Consider the following 19,094-nt stretch of genomic DNA (forward strand, 5'->3'; position numbering starts at 1 on the left):
ACTATTTATCCCTGTATTATTTCGATATTTTGAAATACTTTACATATAAAAAAATTGAAAAATACAAGAGATCATATGCCTCACATAAACAAAACCACAATAATGGTTTTAAAAAACTCTTATTAGCTATAACATTTTTAATCAATGTCTTAAAATGTTCAAACGTTCTCTTAACAAGACGTCCTAAAATGTAAAACCAGCCTTTTTCTCTTTGCTTTAATCTTTCTTCTTCTAATTTCATATATAGATCCAATTTTCTAAAATAACCTTGAATCGATTGATATGATTTATGTAAAATAGCACCTTTTATTATACCAATTTTATCCTCACTTTTAATATCTAAATCTTCATGAACTTCACCTCTAAAGTACAACTTTTTCTTATTAAACAATCTGATTTTATCCTCAGTTCCAATATGCATATCAATAAAGTAATTTTTTCTTTTAACCTTAAACGCAATAAAATAAGTATTATTGATATTTCCATCAATCATATGTAATTCACGAATTAACATATCATCTATTCTTTCATCACTATCTAAGTGGAATACCCAATCTGTTTCAGCTAAACTTGATGCATAATTTCGCTGGGATGAAAAATTATCTAATTTTCTTCTACATATCTTTACCCGTTTCTCTGTATCTATCTCTTCTATCTTTTTGACCGTATCATCCTCACTGTAATCATCTACTATAACGATTTTTTCAAATAGATGATAGACATTTCTTATATTCTCAATATTTCTCGCACTGTTTTTTGTCAATATTACACATGTTATGTTTTTTATCATACCTTTCCTCCCATCCCTTCCCCTCTCTCATACTCAGTAACTTTGAGTATAAAATCCTTGAATTCCATTCTAAATCTTTCGGCGCTAAACTTTTCAGCATGAGATCTAATATAGTCCTTGTCGAATCTCTCAATATCTTGTTCGAATTTATAAACTGCTTCTTTCAAACTCTCAACATCCTGCTTTTCGAAAAAAACCCCCGTTTTACCTTCCTCGACCGTTTCAACAGCTCCTCCTTTCTTAAGAGCAATCACTGGCCTGCCACATGCTTGCACTTCAACTGGAACTATCCCGAAGTCTTCTACGCCTGGGAAAATTAAAGCTTTACACCTTTGATATAAATCTCTTACAGTTTTATCTGGCTGATAACCCAAAAATTCAATATTAGACTTAGCAATTGATTTTAGTTTTTTGTATTCTGGTCCATCTCCTACAATTACTAATCTTTTAGATAGCTGATTAAAAGCTTCAACTGCTAAATCAACCCTTTTGTATGGGACAAGCCTGGATACAATTAGATAATAATCCTCTATATTTTTGTCCTTTGCTGGTGTAAAATATTCTGTATCCACAGGTGGGTAAATTACTTTGCAATCTCTTTTATAAAACTTTTTTATTCTGTTTGCCACATAATTTGAATTTGCTACAAAATAGTCAACCCTATTTGCTGCAATGGTATCCCATATTCTAAGATAATGAAAGTTCCGCTCTAAATATCTTCTGATTATGAGGTTATAGTCTTTCAAATACTCATGTGTCAAATCCCAAAGATACCTTGGTGGAGTGTGACAATAACATATATGTACACTATTGGGTGATGTTATAACCCCTTTAGCAAAGGCTGATGAAGAGCTTATCACTAAATCAAAATCACTCAAATCGAAATTTTCAAAAGCTCTTGGCATGTATTTGAAAAACAGTTGATGCTTAATGTGAGCTAATGGATTTTTTTGCAAATTCGACGTAATTATTAAATACTTATCAAAATACTTTCCTAATTTTCTTCTGTTATATACGAGAGTATATATGGGGGCTTCAGGAAATAATTTCTTCAACTCTAATATAACCTTTTCAGAACCTCCCATAGTAGTCAGCCATTCATGCACTATTGCAACCTTCATTGAACTCCTCCAATCATTTCATATATTTTGTATGTACTTTCAGCAATCTTTTTCCAATTGTAAATTTTCAAAATCTCTTGTTTTAACATTTCCGACTTTCTGTGTAATTCCCTATTTTTTGTATCTTTTAAAATTGCCAACATTTTTTCTCTAATATCATCAATATCATTCGGATTTACATATAGCGCATTATCTTTAAAATATTCTCGTGTAGCACCACCAGTTGTAACAATCAGTCTACAGCCACAAAAAGCAGCTTCTAACGAAGCCAAACCTGGTGTTTCAAATAAACTTGGCATTATGTGAGCAGTAGCACATTTATAAGCAATCCATAATTTCTTATCACTATGTTTTAAAGCAGGTAGAAAAATTATCTTTCCCCTACTTTTTAAAGCTTCTCTTTTGCATTGGTCATAATATTCTATCTCATCAAGATTTGGTGATCCTATCAAAATAAGTTTTATATTATTTTCCCGAGCTATCAATTTATTAAATGCTTTTATAAGATTTAATTGATTTTTTCTTTTATCAAATCTTGCAACATAAAGAAAGTAAGGCGTATTAATATTATATTCTTTCTTGAAATCCTCCTCATCTTCTGGCGTTATGGTATCTAAATAACCAGTTATTTCTTCAACATCTATTCCATTTGGTATCACATGAATTTTTTCAGGAAGAACATTAAAAGCCTTTCTCAAATAATCAGCTTCTAAAAAGGAATTGGGCAATAAACAATCAGCAAGCTTTAGAAGTTCTAACCTATCCAGTACAGAACTTCTAAATGGTAATATTCTTCCAATAAAAGTAGCTATTTTATAGGAAAGATAATGCTTATTATCAAAGAAAATAGGCGATATTACTACCTTCTTTTTCAAATTCTTAGCTGCATTCACAAGAGGAAAAAGAATGTATTCTGAGCCAAAAAAATGAATTATGTCATAATCAGCAAGTTTTGTGTTTACAACATCAAATATTGCTATTTCCAACTTGAATAACTTTTCAAGATACTTTTTTGTTTTCAACATCTGAATTTCTCCTCCACCTATATTTTGAAAAGCTAAAGGTGGAGGAACAAATAATACTTTCACTACTTTGCACCATCCTTTAAATTGTAGAATAATTTAACATATTTCTCTATTATTTGATTATTCTCAAATCTTGAAGATAACTCATTGCATTTTTTTCTATATTTCGTATAAGCCTCGTTGTCAACATAAAAATTTATTATCTTTTCACTTAGCTGCTTGCAATCTAATGGATCAAACTTAAGTTCATCTATGGTTATTAGTTCCTTTAAAGAAGATGTATCAGACACAAGGACAAGTGCTCCATTTTTAAGTGCTTCAACCACTGGAAGCCCAAATCCTTCATAAAAAGAAGGAAATACAAAAATAAAACAGTTTCTCATTAGTAGGTTTTTCTCTATATCACTTATATACTCTAAATATTTAAGACATCCAGTTTTAGAATATTCTTTGATACTTTCAATAATCTTATCGCTTTTCCAACCAATTTTCCCCGCTAAAACGGTTGGCATACCTGTTTTAGCATAAATATCTTTGCATATTTTGAGCAAAATCTCTGTATTTTTTCGGGGTTCTATAGTACCTACGTATAAAATATATCTATTTTTTTCAAGATTATGTTTTGATAAATATTCTGTTTCATTAATACTTTCAACGTCACATACAATCACTGGATTATAAATAACACATATCTTTTTTGGATCAACATTAAAATAATTTAATATATCCTCTTTTGTTGAATTAGAAACAGCTACAATCTTATCAGCACTTTTAATTGAATAAGGTATAAATACTCTATTGATAAAATAGTTTAACCTTTCCATAGTCTGTGGATATTTATAACATACTAAATCATGTACTGTTAAAATTTTTATTACATTTTTGTTTCTTATAAACGGCAAAATATTTTGTGTCCCCCAAAACACATCGATATTATACTTTTTTATCAAATAATCCATTTTTTGCATATACCACAAAGTCCCCTTGAGAAGTTTATAATCACTTTCTACAACAGTCTTCACGTTCGGGTAATTAAAGTCTAAAGATATTTCTCTATCAGAAAAAAGAAAAAAGTTGATATCACTACATTTTTCAGGTAATACTTTAAGCAAGTTATAAAGGTAAAACCCTATTCCCGTTTTAATCTTCCCCAAGGGTCTCGCATCTACACCAATATTCATTTTTATCCCTTTCTCTCGTAATCTATAACAAAATAATAATACGGTAAAAACAACACCAACCAAAACTGATAAAACAAAAGATTATTAAACCAGCTTATTACAAAGTACGTAAGTAGTAGAGAGAATAAATTTACAAAGTGTAATTTAGTATCCAATTCGTCATATCTTATATTTTTATACACTTTATATATCTTTTTAAACAACCATACTAAGAAAAAAGCAGTTCCTACCAGACCACAGTATAAAATTAAATTTAAAAAAGAAGAGTCAAAGCCAATGAATTGCAAGCCGTATTTTATATTCAGAAAACCGTAACCGTCTCCTATTAATAATTTAACCGGACTCATACCAATATAATGTTTAGCACTACTCCAGCTTTGCACTCGTGCTTGAGCAGAATTATCTACCGGAATACTTTTTATTCGTTCAAAAATCTTGTAAAAATCTTTATCCAATAACGTCGTAAATAGCAAAATGCTATCTACTAATATAAGCTTTTTAAAAATTTCAATCTTCTTCTTAGCAAAACTCCAACTCCCTATCAAAGCAGTATTAAAAAACACCACCAGAAATAAACCTAAAATTGAACTTCTAGATATAGTCTTTAATAACGTAACGTTGAAAAAAACTAGTAAAATAATTTTTTGAATGAGACCTTTTTTGTCATGCAAACTCTGCCTGAGAAAACTTATCATTGTGATGCTAATAAACATAACTAATAGATTCCCAAAAAAATTAGGATCAAAAATATTACCAATTAATCTAAATTTATGAGGATCAAGATTAAGATAAATTCCCTGTTGTTGGAAAAATTTGTTCAATCTTTCTGTATCTGGCTCAATAAAGTAGATAATCCATCCAATTATGCAGAGTAGTAACCCAATCTGAGTATAAAACCATTCTATTTTGTTAATATTTCTTTTAAAATTTAAGAACAAATAAATTATGAATGCAAAATACACCAATGAAAAAAATCTCAAATAGTACAGTAGTGGTAAAATATTGAACTTGTAAATTAAGTAATTAACCAATATAGAAAATAACATTAAACTTAGCAGTACTTCAACTGAGTCTAAATTGCTTAAGCTCACTTTTTTGAGCAAATTTTTATTTTTCTTAAGAAGAGTCAACTCATACACAAAAAATATAATAACAAAAGCCAATATACCAACTTCTATCAGAGATATTGTACGAGGGAAAAAGGGTAATTTTATTATTCTTGAAAAATTACCTGTTAATATATAGAACAAGTATAATATAGTACCTACTGTGCTAAATATGATTTTTATTTTACCTTCTTGCCATAATTCTTTCGTTAATTGTTGCAACATTATCACCCTCTGCATTTTAAACAATAATAATTTCAAATAATTTATGAAAATATAAAGCCGAATATTTTTTTACTTAAGTCCTGCCAATTGTATTTAGAAACATATCGACTAATAACTTCAAATTTGGGTTTTGGTTGGTTGAGTTTTTCAACCACTTCAAAAATGTTCTCTTCAGGGGATTTAAACACATCTATATAAATTGCATGTTCACCCAAAACCTCTGGTAAAGACGCACACTTTGATGCTACAACTTTTGCACCACATGCTATAGCTTCTAAAGGAGGCAACCCAAAGCCCTCATATAAAGAAGGATATAAAAAGGCTTCGCATCTGTTATACAAAAAACAGAGTAAATTGTCATCAATCTTTTCTAATCTAATAATGTCTTGGTCACTTTCATTATCCCACACATTCGATACAAATTTATGTGCTGGATAAAATCTCTTTAAACACTTGTAAAGCTCATAAGCATATGAAAAATTCTTGTGTTTTTTGTTATTTCCTATAAACAAGAAAAATTTCTCAGGTAGATAAGAGTACACATCTTTAAGACGTTCAATTTCTTCATCTTTCAGTTTCCTAAAAGTATTCACATCAATTCCAGGATATATTACCCTTATCTTTTCTGAATTGCCATAGTATTCAATTATCTTCTCTTTAGAATAGTTCGAAACAGTAAAAACGTAAACAGCTGTGTCAATATAATATTTTACTAATGTCGAATAATATATTTTGTTCTTCAAACTAGAGTAAAAGTCCAAGTGCATCAAGTCATGAATAGTTATATATTTTTTAATCTTCTTATCCACTATTGGCGGTGAAGAAAATGAAGGTGAAAAATAAGCTATCTGCTCTTTTGTACCTTTTTGAATCTTTTTTAAAGTATACGGAATTTCCATGTTTTCCAATGGATGCAAAAAAGGCGATTTAATCTTAATAATTTTTCTTACTTCCTGATTAAATGCATTAGCCAACACATTAAAGTTTTTGATATCAGCAAGAAGTATCAAATGTTGCTTTATGTTTTTGGGAGCATTTCTAATAATCTCATAAGTATACCTACTTATACCGTGATTTTTTTCTAAATTAATGCACCGACAATCAAGTACACATAACATCAATTAGTTTCCTCCAAATGATAAATTTATTGCTCTCCTTGCGCACTTACGGTACCTCAAAATTATATTTTCTTTTTGACTTCATTTACTATTTGCAAAGTTCTATCTGTTATCCCAAATTTATGAGAGTTAGGGTCTTGCTTAATTACCTCAGGCATTCTTTCCCTCTCCCTCTTTACCCGCTCAATCTCCTGCGGAATCTTCAGCACAACCTCATAGTACTTCCTCGCCTTTTCCTTATCACCTTTCCCCAGGTAATAATCCCCAACCTTTGCATATGCATCTGCCTTGACTTCATAGTTATTTGGTTGAAGAGGCTGAAGTTTTATACCCTCTTCTATCTGTCTTAGCCCCTCGTCTATTGCACCGTGAGAGAGTAAATACACAGCGTACTTAAATCTTATCTTGGCGTTAAATCTATCGTTTGTAATTGCCTGCTTGAAGTAACTATTTGCTTTTGCAATCAAATTTGCATCTTTATTCTGGTCACCAATTTTGTAAAGCACTGTAGCATAGTCACTTAAAGCTGAAGAACTGAGTGAATCATATTCTACTGCCTTTGATAAAAATGAGTATGCAGCTGTTAAGTTATTCATCTGCAGAGCTTGCTGACCAATGTTTGCATTGTAATTCCCAATCCTAAAGTTTATTGAAATAATCATCACAAAAAGGTAAAAGACTAAAAGTGCCGGGGAAAGCACCTTTGTTTTTCTTTGCACAATTAGCTTTCCATCCTCTTTGCTCTTTTGAAGCACTTCCTGCACAATTGCTATAAGTACCCCAAGGCTTGCAAAAAGCAGAACCTGAACAGAGGCAAGTGAAAAGTCAAAATCCAAAATTGAATGAAGATAAAGCTGCACAGCCCCTCCAATAATACCTGCAATCAGGATATTTTTATCCTTATCTTTTTTAAGCCATGCCCGCAGAGCCGTTGAAAAGAGCGTGTATAAAAACACCATCAAAATGGCAAATCCAAAAAGCCCTGTGTCAAGAAGCACCTGTAAAAAGTAGTTGTGAGACTGTGTTGTGAAGTATAAGTACGACTGATACATAAAATAAAGTGACACCCACGTTCCACCGCCATAGCCGAAGATTGGACTTTTCAAAAAGATTTTGAGCCCATCTTTGTAAAACACAAGCCTTTCAACAAAGTTCCTGTCCTTAAAGCTGATTGATTTTATCTTGTCAACAATTGACGTAGGAATAAGGTGCATATTCAGAGCGATTATAAATCCTATTATACCAAGCGCAGCAATCGTGAGTGCCGAAATGATGTAAACCTCATTTTTGAGCACATACAACCTTTTTTCAACAAAGCTAAATGCATATGCAGCTGCCCACACAACGGCAAACTGCATAAGCAAAATCAGCCAAAGTTTCTCTTTGCCATTTGGATTTAGCTGAGCCCCTACCTTGTTCAAAAATGCCAAAACAATTGCACCTATTATTGCCAGGTTAAAAACAAATGAAATCCTCTTTTCCCTTGGAAGCAGTATAAAGAATACCAAAAGCGCAATTGGCAAAGTTACATAGGACCCTCTTGAGTATGTAAAGAAAAAAGCTGTCAGCACAAAGGAAGATGCAGCAAAGTAAAATGCTCTTAAAAACTTATTTTCAGTATATAGCCCCAGCAAAAGACCAATTATAAACCCAAATGCAAGCACAGTTCCTGCTGTGTTGTGGTATTGCAAGGTTGAGTTTATCATATTTCCTGCCCAAAGACCATTCATTGCCATTCCTAAAGGTCGGGCAGTCTCAGGTATCAATCCTACTGCTGCTTGATATCCAAAAAATGCAACACCAATTGTTGAGATAAAAAGAGCATTTAATATGGTGAGCTTTTCGAACCTGCCAGTTGCAAGTCTTATTGCCATTGCAAATATAGCAAAGTAGAATGCATATTTCAAAAACTCACCTATTGCCAGTCTTCTGTTTGCTGCAAAGAAAAATGGCACAATATATGCTACCATAAAAAGCAAAAGGATATATTCAAGCTTGTACTTAACCTCAAATCCTATTTTAGATGCATACAGATAAAGAACCAATAAGATGAAAATTACAGCTGCTATAGCCTGAAATACCATAAGCTCATAGTCAAAGTAAAGCCCTCTGTAGTAAGGTGTCATCATGACAAGAACTGAAAATGCAAAGAGCAAAATAAGTCTTATGGGATAAAGATTCAGAGCTTCTTGTTGTGTATCTTTGAAAGAAAAAGTTTGCTTTTTCTTTTCCTTTTTCGCCATTGTGTTTTCTCCTTTTTTGTAAGTTTAGTTTCAACCAAGGCTATATTTTCAAAGCATTTTTAACCTTTGTGCGAAAGTACAATGACCTTTTGAGCCTCAGGAAGTTCTTTTATCTCAAGCTCAAAAGAGTTTGCATATTCTACATTGTCAAAAAGTTTTGTAAATTCCTCCAGCCTGCCCAAATCAAATTTCAGCTTTTCTGTTTTATAGTGCATAGGAATTATAATCTTTGGATTTATAGCCTTTGCAACGTTATAAGCAGCTTTTGCATCAATTGTATACACTCCACCAACAGGGATGAGCAGAATATCTACCTTGCCAATCTTCTCAAGATGCTCTTTTTCAAGCTCATGACCCAAATCACCCAAATGTGCTACAGAAAACTCATCCTCTATGACAAATACAATATTCTCCCCTCTTTTCTGCCCAGCTTCCTGATCATGAAATGTCTTTATACCTCTTATCTTTACTCCTTTGACATTGTATTCCTGAGGCTTGTCCAGAACAGTAAAATCTCCTTTCAAAGCCCCTGTGTAGCCGTGGTCAAAGTGTTTATGAGAGGTCAAAACAATATCAGGTGATAATTCAAGCACTGTGTAGCCAACAGAGTTATCGTAGGGGTCTGTTAAAATCTTTACCCCTGTTTTTGTTTCTATCAAAAAGCTTGCATGTGCAAGATAGGTTATTTTCATGTTTCAAACTTCCCCCTTTTCTTTTACTATCAACAATATTATATACTAAACTGAGGAAATGTTAATTAAAAATTTGTGAAAATCTTTCCTGCTTGCATTGGTTTACAAAAAAGAACCAATTTGTTATGATTTTAAATAGCTCTATAAACCTTTTTGAGGAGGCTTTGAAATTGAACTTTAGTTTTTGGGTTGAAACTTTAAGAAAAGAAAAAAGACTCATTTTAATTTGTCTTGGTATTTTTGTTCTTTTTTTGATCTTGGGTATATTGGCTGGAATATATTTTGGCGATATGATAAGCAAATATGTTGATATGTATCTTAAAAAGATGTTCCAGCAGATTTTGAAAAATGTTGATAACAAATTTGAGCTTTTCTTGGCAATACTCAAAAACAACATGAGAGTCTATCTTATTTTGATTGTAGCAGGAACGCTCACATTTGGCCTTGTTTCGCTTTTTGTTTTGATGTCAAATGGAGTTATTGTAGGGGCTGTGGCTGCACTTTCAGCAAAACACACTTCAGTCGGAAAGACTCTGCTTTTGCTTTTGCCCCATGGAGTAATTGAGATTTTTGCATTTTTAATTGGAGCTGTTGCATCCGCCATTTTTCTTGAAAATCTTATTCTGGAAAAGAAAAAAGAAGATTTTAAGATTGTCTTCAAAAGATTTTGCATCTTGAGCATACTTGGTGCAGTTTTGGTTGTGGTTGCTGCATTCATTGAAGCGTATGTCACATCAAGCTTTGCAAGGTGAAAACCAAAAAAGAAGAAACCTCATAGCACCAAAGATAAGGGCTGAGATTAAAACTCCTGTGTTTCTAATCCTTCTGTAAAGCAAGCTCCTTTTCCCTTTCAAAAATTATGTAATCGTTTGCTTTGCTATTTTAGGGCTATGCTTTATGAGATGTGAGTATTTATCAAAAGAAAACATTAGCCTTAGAGATTTTGACTATAGAATAAAGAAAAGCAACTTCCCAGAGAAGAAAAATAAAAAGGCAGGGATTCTGTCCCTGCCGTCTTGATTTGTAAAGTGTTTCTTTTTCTATTTGTAAAATATTTAGCATATCCCAGTTGCCATCTGGCAAGCAGGATATGCCTGGAGCTTTTCATCTCCCGCATGCGCGGAAAGTACTCAGCTCCTATAAACAATGGTGACCCCGAGGGGATTCGAACCCCTGTTACAGGCGTGAAAGGCCTGTGTCTTAACCACTTGACCACGGGGCCACCTGTGAGCTTTTAAATTAAAATGGTGAGCCATCCGCGACTCGAACGCGGGACACCCAGCTTAAAAGGCTGGTGCTCTGCCTACTGAGCTAATGGCCCACACAACAATAGCCGCAATTTTGTATTATAAAGCACAAAAGCGAGTTTGTAAATAACAAAAATTTGTTTGCTCCTTTCTTATCACCCCGCTTTTACAAACCTTACTTGGCTTGTGCAAAGCTCGTAATATACACCTTTCTTAGAAACTAAGCTGTCATGTGTTCCCATCTCAACTATTTGGCCTTTGTCAAGCACAATGATAAGATCAGCATCTCTTATGGTTGAGAGCCTGTGAGCAATTACAATTGAGGTTCTATCTTTCGTCACCTTGTTCAATGCACTTTGGACCATCAGCTCGCTCTGTGTATCTAAAGCCGATGTTGCCTCATCAAGGATCAAAATCTCCGGATTTTGAAGCAAAAGTCTTGCAAGGCATATGAGCTGCTTTTGCCCGGTTGAAAGTCTTGTTCCCCTTTCGTTTACTTGTGTATAATATCCATTTTCAAGCTGAGAAATAAACTCATGCACTCCCAAGAACTTACAAACTCCTATTGCTTCATCTAAGCTGGCTTCTGGCCTCCCATAGAGTATGTTATCTAAGATTGTACCTGAGAATAAAAATGGCTCTTGCTGAACAATTCCAATAAGTCTCCTGAGACTTCTAAAACTTATTTTTCTCAAATCAATTCCATCTATGAGTATACTCCCTTTTTGTGGGTCATAAAACCTCGCAAGAAGGTTTACAATTGTTGTCTTGCCAGAGCCTGTTGCACCAACCAATGCTATCATTTGTCCTTTTTTAACCTTAAAAGATATATCCTTTAGAACATAATTTTCATCTTTATAAGAAAACCATACATTTTTGAACTCAATCGTATTTTTAAATGTAGAAAGGTCAACTGCATTTTTGTCTTCCTTAATCTCAGGTTCGATGCTCAAAACCTCAAAAATCCTCTCTGACGAACTGCTTGCAACAAGAAGTTGGTTGTAAAAATTGCTCAAGGTCACAACCGGTCGCCAAAATCTATCTAAGTAGCTCACAAACGCAATTAATGTACCAACAGTAACACCGTTTATCTTTAAAAGTTTTACACCGTACCAGTAGATTATTAGTGTCCCTATCATTGAACAAATCTCAACAAATGGGCCAAATAGATTGTTTATTTTTATTGCTTTCATCCATGAAACAAAGACATCGTCAATGACCTCTTTGAATATTGCTTTGTTTACTTTTTGTCTTACAAATGCCTGAATTACTCTAATCCCACTTATATTCTCGTGTATGTACGCATTTAGATTTGCAATCTTCCTTCGAACTTTCCTCCAGTTTTTCTTTATAGCATTCCTTGTTGCAAAAAGTATTGCTAAAAAAAGCGGAACAACTGTAAATGTAACAGCTGCTAATTTGGGATGAATTGAAAACATTATAACCGTCGCAAGAACTAAACTGGACATGTCTGTTATCACATTCACTATCCCGTTTGTAAAGAGGTTGTTTAGAGTATTTACGTCATTCACAATTCTTACAATAATCCTTCCTGTTGAATTTCTGTCAAAATAGCTAAATGAAAGGCTCTGTACATGGTCAAAAAGTGCCTTTCTTATGTCAAATAGAACCATCTGGCCTGTTCTGTTTGCAAGTTTTATCTTGTTTTTTGAACATTCTTTGTTTATAAAAAGTGTCAAAACAAGAAGAACACCAATTGCTAAAATTCCTTTAAAATCTTTTTTGGGAATAAAATCGTCTACTGCCTTTTTTAAAAGGTATGGAGATACAAGGTCAGCAACTGTTGCAATAAACATAAAAATGATGGTAAGAAAAAGCCATTTTTTATATGGTAGCAAAAATCTAAATAGCTTTTTCAAATAGGGCACTTTTAATTCGTATGAAGTCTCTTCCTGACTAAATATTGGCATTTTTACATTGGCTTGTGCCATTTTTTAAAAACCCCCATCATCTAATATAACAATTTTTTATATACTCTCAAACCTTTTTTCATTGAATTAATTCTTATGCAGGAAGTGAATTTAACCTTTCAAGAAGTTGCTTTTTGAATGTTGCATAATACCTTCCTTTCAACTTCATAAGTTCCTCATGTGCACCCTCCTCGACTATTCTACCATCTGACATGTAAATAATTCTGTCTGCATTTACAACAAGCTGAGATATCCTGTGAGTTATGATAATAGTTGTCCTTCCTTTTATAACCTCTTGCAAGGTTTTTTGAATCTCAGCTTCTGTCTCAAAGTCAAGGCTTGATGTGGCATCGTCTAATATAAGTATCTTTGGATTGTAAATAAGAGCTCGTGCAATAGCTATTCTCTGCTTTTGCCCACCAGAAAGCCCAACTCCTCTCTCACCAACAACTGTGTCATATCCCTGAGGCAGTCTTTCAATGAACTCATCTGCCTGGGCAAGTTTTGCCGCCCATTTTATCTCATCTAAGGTAGCATCCGGCTTTCCAAAAGCTATGTTTGCTGCGATGGTATCAGAGAATATAAAGGTTTCTTGCATAATTATTCCAATGTTTTTCCTAAGCGAACACAGCCTTATATCCTTGACGTCTATATCATCAATCAATATGCTGCCTTTTGTGCAGTCATAGAACCTTGCAAGAAGGTTAATCAAAGACGACTTGCCTGAGCCAGTTGAACCTAAGATTGCTACAACCTCACCTGGCTTTATGTGAAGGTTTATACCTTTTAAGACATAACGCTGGTTGTATTTGAAATATACATCAATAAATTTAATGTCACCCTTAACATCTTTTAGTCTGATTCCATTTTTTGGACTTTTTATCGCTATATCACTATCTAATACTTCAAATATTTTTTCCAGTGATGCAAATGCGTTTTGCCACTGGTTGACCAGATTCTGAATGTTGCCAATTGGTGCACTAAAGATGTTGACATAGCTCACAAATGCAAACAGTGTGCCTATGCTAAGTTTCCCTTTTATTGCTAAATATCCACCTACAACTAAAATTATTACAGAGTTAAGACCGTTTAAAAAGTTTGCAAGAGGGTTGTGATATGAGCGAATATCCGCTGCCTCAATATTTTTCTCTGTAAACTCATATGCAACCTTTTCAAAGCTCTTTTTCTCAAAGTCTTCGTTTCCAAACGCTTTTACAACCCTGATTCCCGTTATATTTTCTTGTACCTTGGACGTAAGCTTTTCAAATGCAATTCTTATACTCTTAAAAGTAGGATGAAGCTTTTTGGCAAGGCTTCTTACATTGAGGTAAATCAAAGGTGCTGTTGAAATGGTCAAAACTGACAACAAAAAGTTCATCGAAAGCATTATGCTCAGGGCTGAGACAATTGTAATTGCTATGGTTATCACCTGAACAAAACTCTGGTTCAAAAACACTCTAATTGCCTCTAAATCCCCCACCATCCTGTTCATAATTGCACCTGTGGAGGCTTTGTCAAAGTACTCAAAAGACTGATATTGAAGTTTTGTGTAGATTTGGTCTCTAAGAAGATATATGACCTTTTGAGATGTGTACTCAAATATGTACCCCTGAAAATAGTTGCAAAAAGCCCTTATCAAAACAAGACCTGCAACAAGCAGTGCTAAACTTGCCAACCTATCAAAGTGCTTTGCTATCAGAACATCATCAATGATATGTTTAGATACTTTTGGAACTGTCATATTACAAAATATAGAAATTAGAGAAAAAATTAGACCAAGTGCTACCAGAAATTTGTACTCATCAAGATATTTAAGGATGCGCTTAAGATAGTCCAATTTTCGTTCATCCCTTTTTTATAAAAGTTTAATTTATATTATACACCCAAACACAAAAAAAGTTAATACATTGCCACAAAAATAGAATAAAATCAATAGCTTAAAGTACACAAAAAGCCACCCATTTCAATACTATCCCTCGGGTGGCTTTTTTATTTCCATACTTATCTTCGAAAAAGATTTTCAATTCTCTTTTATAATAATATCCTCACGACTTGCACCTGTGCCAATCAAAAATACCTTTGCACCTGTCTCTTTTTCTATAAACTCAATGTACTTTTTGGCGTTTTTTGGCAGCTGATCATACTCTTTTGCTTTTTTTATCTCTTCTTCACTCCAACCATCAAATTCTTCATAAATTGGTTCGCATTCCATTGCAACCTTCAATGATGCTGGGAACAAATCAAGGATTTTGCCAGCGTGCCTGTACCCCACACACACCTTCACTTTTGGCAGATTTGAAAGAGTGTCAAGTTTTGTGAGTGCAATCTTGTCAATTCCATTAATTAAAACTGCATATCTTACAACCACAAGGTCAAGCCAGCCGCACCTTCTTGGCCTTCCAGTGGTGGTACCGTATTCCTTGCCTCTTTCTCGAATTGAATCTCCTACTCTGTCTAAAAGCTCTGTTGGAAATGGTCCTTTGCCAACTCTTGTTGTATATGATTTAACAACTCCTATAACCTCTTGGATGTGTTTTGGCGCAATTCCAGCCCCTATACAAAATCCGCCAACTGTAGGGTGTGATGATGTAACATATGGATATGTGCCATAATCGAGGTCTAACATTGTTGCCTGGGCACCTTCTAAAAGGATTTTTTTCCCTTCTTTTATAGCATCATTCAAAAGCTTTATTGTATCTGTGATATACGGCCTTAGAATCTCACCATACTTCATAAACTGCTCCAAAAGTTCACCAAATTTCATAGGTGTTTTGTGATACACCTCTGTAAGTATCCGATTTTTTCTCTCATATACAATTCTTAGCTTATGCACAAACTCATCCTCGTCAAGCATGTCACAAACTCTTAAGTTTGTCCTCTCAGTTTTGTCAGTGTAAGCAGGACCTATTCCTCTTTTCGTTGTGCCAAGTGACTCTTCCCCTCTTTGCTTTTCCTGCTCTTCGTCAAGTATCTTATGATATGGCATAACAAGATGTGCTCTGTCGCTAATTTTTAGGTTCTCAGTTGATATACCTTCTTTTTGCAGGCTCTCTATCTCTTCAATGAGCGATTCTGGATCAATTACAACTCCATTTCCTATGATGTTTATCTTGTCTTTGTAAAGTATCCCTGATGGTATTAAGTGAAGTTTAAAAATCTTGCCAAATGCTTCAACTGTATGCCCAGCGTTACTTCCTCCCTGGGCACGGACAACAACATCAGCTTCTTTTGCTAAAAAGTCAACTATCTTGCCCTTGCCTTCGTCCCCCCACTGGGTGCCAACTATTGCTCGGATTTGTGACATTTCATCATACTCCTTTTTAAAAAGCTATTTTTTATAAAAAATCCTTCTTTATTATATCAGAATGAAGTAAGTTTTTTAAGTATTTAGCTTTATTTTAATAATTGAAGAAATGAGAATTGACTGGTATTATTTATATTGATAATGAAATTCCATCAATTTTAAAGGAGATGAACTTAAAAATGATTGAATATCTATTCAACGTCTTCAAAGATGTCACAAAGCTAAAGTGGTATACAATTGTTATTGTATCTGTTTTGTTTATCTTATCTTTATTTTTGATGGCTACTTATAAACGACAGAATTTATCAACAAAGGCAATCGTTTATGGCGGACTTAGTATTGCTCTTTCATTTACACTTTCGTTTATAAAACTCTACAGAATGCCACAGGGCGGTTCAATTACACCTGCAAGCATGCTTCCACTTTTTGTATATAGCTACATCTTCGGACCTGCTGCTGGAATTATTGCAGGTGTCGCTTATGGAATCTTGCAGCTCATACAAGAGCCTTATGTTGTTCACTGGGCACAGCTTCTTTTGGACTATCCATTGGCGTTTGGTGCTCTCGGATTTGCAGGATTTTTCAAAAAAGCTTGCCAGCTGGAATTGTAGTTGGCGGACTTGGCAGATTTTTCTTCCACTTTGTATCAGGGTTTGTATTCTTTGCATCTTATGCACCAAAAGGAATGAACCCTGTGTGGTACTCTGCAGTCTATAACGCAACATACTTGGGTCCTGATTTGATTGTTTGTTTGATTGTAGCTTTGATTCCTGGAGTTAAAAAAGCTATTGAGCAGCTAAAAAAGGGTGTATAACTATTTAGGTATTTAAGCCTCACTTTTTAATCTTTTGAAAAGCACATAAAAAGGGGCAGCGGTGCTAATTGTCCAGTTTTACTTACTTGCATCATGCTAACCAAATTATGTAAAACTGAACAATAGCCCCTGCCCCAAGAAGCAGGAACTTGCGCCGAAGTTCGGTCTCCCCTATGTGCCCTGAAACCAAAAGTAATTTCAGGACAGAGATGTGGTCATCACCCATAAAGTATGGCTGGTTGTAGTTGATAGTGACTGAGTTGACCTTCGTCTGGTATCTTGCATCTACGTAGTATGTCGGTGTGTATGTTGTACCAACTCGTACATTCTTAATGTTTTCAGTGAACACTACCATATCTGAAGCAGGGTCAAAAGTGCATGTACCTTTGTTCTCAGAAAGCGTTATATTCGGATTGTTGGCTGTATCTATTGTAAAGTTCTTAACCTCAACCGGGACATAACTTCCCTGTACAGGGTCATATTGTTTCTTATACACTTTGAACTCCCACAGTTTTATTTTTACTCCTGGGAAGAGCTGGCTGGTGTCAACGCTCGCTGTTGCCCCTACCTTTTCATTCAAAGTTGCCGGGTTGAGTACTTCGCCATCTAAATAGTACTGCCCGTTGTAATAAGCGATTTTAGTATCTGCAGGTTCGACTTTCGCCTGTACTGTTGGTTTTGGCAGGCCGGTTACTAAAAACTGTATACTCACGCTCTTGGAATTAACAGCATCTGTATGGTAACCAGCATTGAAAAATACTCTTACTTTTCCAGCAAATGATAACGTGTTAGTACCAGGCTTTAACTCGGTTGTGGGAAGATATATGTCACTATTGTTGTAGTCTAACCAATCATCCCACCAGTAAACTGTGTCTAAATCTTTTTCAAGGTCAACATTCTGATCTGGTGCTTGTTTGTATCTATCTTCACCTGTGACAATCCCAGCAGGATAGAGATATTCGTTTGTTAAATCTTTTGTTACAACTTGTCCGTTTTGGGAATACGATAGTCTTAAATAGTTAGCAACAGTCATCCATTTTGTTACATCAACACGTGTATACCACCACGCCAATGAATTACCTTCCGTTAAAATTTTGTGAGCATCGTAGAACTTACCCTTTACAGTAAAGGTAACTTTCACATATTCTACCTTACCAGTATCTACCCAGTATTTACCGTTGACTACTGGAAGGTCTATAGTTTCTCCATCCCTGGTTATTCCCTTGACTTCCTTCACAACAGCTGCTGTTGTCTGAACATCACTCAGTTCTGGATTGTCAGGATCCTGTATAGGCAAAAATTTACCTACCGCACCAGTAAACCTAACTGCGTGTATTTGTCCATTCTTTTCAAAGAAAAAGTATGCTTGCGCATATAACTCCTGTGGTGGTCCTATCAAAACTACATAGTCTCTGAAATTGTTGATATTGACCTTCCCGCCCAGTTTGTTTATAAGTTCATAGGTATATCTACCGTTGATTGTGGGACTTGTGCTATAGTTTCTAAGAACAAAACCGTTAATAATTCGATCGAATATTGCACTTAGTGTTCTTGAATCCTTAATCTGAGTCAACACATTCTTACTAAGCAAAGACCCATACTTAGCCTTAACTTTTGAGTCTGCTATTGTTCTTATGGTTGTACTTGTTAAATCAGACCACTGCAAATCCTCATCATCGGGCCAATAAGGGTCCATAACAGGTTCTCCATCAGCACCTAAACCCATGTACTTAAAAATTACACGCCTCACACCAGCAGGTGGATTGTCAGGATTGCTTACTGTCACTATCTTGCCACTGGAATCAATAAACCAGTACCCTTGGTTTGATTCAACAAATGTATTCCCGGCAACATCTGTCGGTAGCCCATACACCGCCATCCTGTAGTCTATCGCTAACTCTACGTTGAGATAATAGGTTGTGACTGTTTTTTCATCAAAATAAGAGTATTGAAAGCCCATATCTCTTTTGATATCATCACGTGTTACACCTTTGTATTCGTTAAAACCACCTTCGTAGTAGTTATTGCTAATTGCACTATAGTCTATTGCAAAAGCTTTCTGAACGGGTACTACCTGTAACACAAACTCTAACAGAAAAACAAGGGATAAAAAGAGAGCAAGAGACTTTTTCAGCCTCTTGCTCCCTGATAATATTCTATTTTTTGCCATCATCCATCACCTCTTCTTATTGCTTCTTATTGTTTCGAGTATAATATCCATAAACGTCATCTTTCTTTATCAGTGGTTCCTCGGCCTGTTTTGATAGAGTTACACCATTGATTAAAGGTATTGGAAC

General features: G+C 34.6%; 13 protein-coding genes, 2 tRNA genes and 1 pseudogene. 2 read left to right on the forward strand and 14 right to left on the reverse strand.

All coding sequences use genetic code 11. From position 1 onward, the window contains the following. Window positions 1–16: 16 nt before the first annotated feature. From H964_RS06475 to H964_RS06510, 8 genes are all read right to left on the reverse strand, one after another. Complete coding sequence (locus H964_RS06475) at window positions 17–790, reverse strand: glycosyltransferase family 2 protein (RefSeq protein WP_011918058.1); 774 nt, start codon at window positions 788–790, stop codon at window positions 17–19. Continuing rightward, on the reverse strand, window positions 787–1,911 hold the full coding sequence (locus H964_RS06480; RefSeq protein WP_011918059.1) for a glycosyltransferase: 1,125 nt from the start codon (window positions 1,909–1,911) through the stop codon (window positions 787–789). The genes H964_RS06475 and H964_RS06480 overlap by 4 nt, the downstream gene beginning before the upstream one ends. Beyond that, on the reverse strand, window positions 1,908–2,999 hold the full coding sequence (locus H964_RS06485; protein WP_011918060.1) for a glycosyltransferase family 4 protein: 1,092 nt from the start codon (window positions 2,997–2,999) through the stop codon (window positions 1,908–1,910). Before H964_RS06485 ends, H964_RS06480 begins: the two co-directional genes overlap by 4 nt. Then, window positions 2,999–4,117, reverse strand: coding sequence for a glycosyltransferase family 4 protein (locus H964_RS06490; RefSeq protein WP_011918061.1), 1,119 nt, complete (start codon window positions 4,115–4,117; stop codon window positions 2,999–3,001). The genes H964_RS06485 and H964_RS06490 overlap by 1 nt, the downstream gene beginning before the upstream one ends. A gap of 2 nt (window positions 4,118–4,119) precedes the next feature. After that, a complete protein-coding gene (locus H964_RS06495; RefSeq protein WP_039765856.1) occupies window positions 4,120–5,448 on the reverse strand; it encodes a hypothetical protein in 1,329 nt (442 codons plus the stop codon). A 41-nt stretch (window positions 5,449–5,489) separates the two neighbouring features. Beyond that, a complete protein-coding gene (locus H964_RS06500; protein ID WP_039765858.1) occupies window positions 5,490–6,566 on the reverse strand; it encodes a glycosyltransferase family 4 protein in 1,077 nt (358 codons plus the stop codon). Between the two features lie 62 nt (window positions 6,567–6,628). After that, on the reverse strand, window positions 6,629–8,809 hold the full coding sequence (locus H964_RS06505; RefSeq protein WP_039765860.1) for an O-antigen ligase family protein: 2,181 nt from the start codon (window positions 8,807–8,809) through the stop codon (window positions 6,629–6,631). 59 nt (window positions 8,810–8,868) lie between these two features. Continuing rightward, window positions 8,869–9,501, reverse strand: a complete 633-nt coding sequence (locus H964_RS06510) for an MBL fold metallo-hydrolase (protein ID WP_011918065.1) — start codon at window positions 9,499–9,501, stop codon at window positions 8,869–8,871. Window positions 9,502–9,671: 170 nt separating this feature from the next. Here H964_RS06510 and H964_RS06515 point away from each other — a divergent pair, with 170 nt between their 5' ends. After that, entirely contained in the window at window positions 9,672–10,253 is a 582-nt protein-coding gene (locus H964_RS06515; RefSeq protein ID WP_039765863.1) for a stage II sporulation protein M, read from the forward strand. A gap of 395 nt (window positions 10,254–10,648) precedes the next feature. Here the strand turns inward: H964_RS06515 and H964_RS06520 are convergent. The 5 genes from H964_RS06520 to H964_RS06540 form a co-directional block, all read right to left on the reverse strand. Beyond that, window positions 10,649–10,723 (reverse strand) — tRNA-Glu (locus H964_RS06520). A gap of 23 nt (window positions 10,724–10,746) precedes the next feature. Further along, window positions 10,747–10,822, reverse strand: a tRNA-Lys gene (locus tag H964_RS06525). A gap of 81 nt (window positions 10,823–10,903) precedes the next feature. Continuing rightward, entirely contained in the window at window positions 10,904–12,700 is a 1,797-nt protein-coding gene (locus H964_RS06530) for an ABC transporter ATP-binding protein (protein ID WP_039765866.1), read from the reverse strand. Window positions 12,701–12,773: 73 nt separating this feature from the next. After that, a complete protein-coding gene (locus tag H964_RS06535; RefSeq protein WP_039765868.1) occupies window positions 12,774–14,516 on the reverse strand; it encodes an ABC transporter ATP-binding protein in 1,743 nt (580 codons plus the stop codon). A 183-nt stretch (window positions 14,517–14,699) separates the two neighbouring features. Next, window positions 14,700–15,983, reverse strand: coding sequence for an adenylosuccinate synthase (locus H964_RS06540; RefSeq protein ID WP_039765872.1), 1,284 nt, complete (start codon window positions 15,981–15,983; stop codon window positions 14,700–14,702). Between the two features lie 179 nt (window positions 15,984–16,162). Here H964_RS06540 and thiT point away from each other — a divergent pair. Further along, window positions 16,163–16,797, forward strand: a pseudogene (gene thiT / locus H964_RS06545) (energy-coupled thiamine transporter ThiT). Window positions 16,798–16,888: 91 nt separating this feature from the next. On the opposite strand, the gene H964_RS06550 reads toward thiT, so the two are convergent. Next, window positions 16,889–18,967, reverse strand: coding sequence for an Athe_2463 domain-containing protein (locus H964_RS06550; protein ID WP_039765874.1), 2,079 nt, complete (start codon window positions 18,965–18,967; stop codon window positions 16,889–16,891). Window positions 18,968–19,094 lie beyond the last annotated feature (127 nt).

The sequence above is a fragment of the Caldicellulosiruptor sp. F32 genome (assembly GCF_000404025.1).
Classification (GTDB): Bacteria; Bacillota; Thermoanaerobacteria; order Caldicellulosiruptorales; family Caldicellulosiruptoraceae; genus Caldicellulosiruptor; species Caldicellulosiruptor saccharolyticus.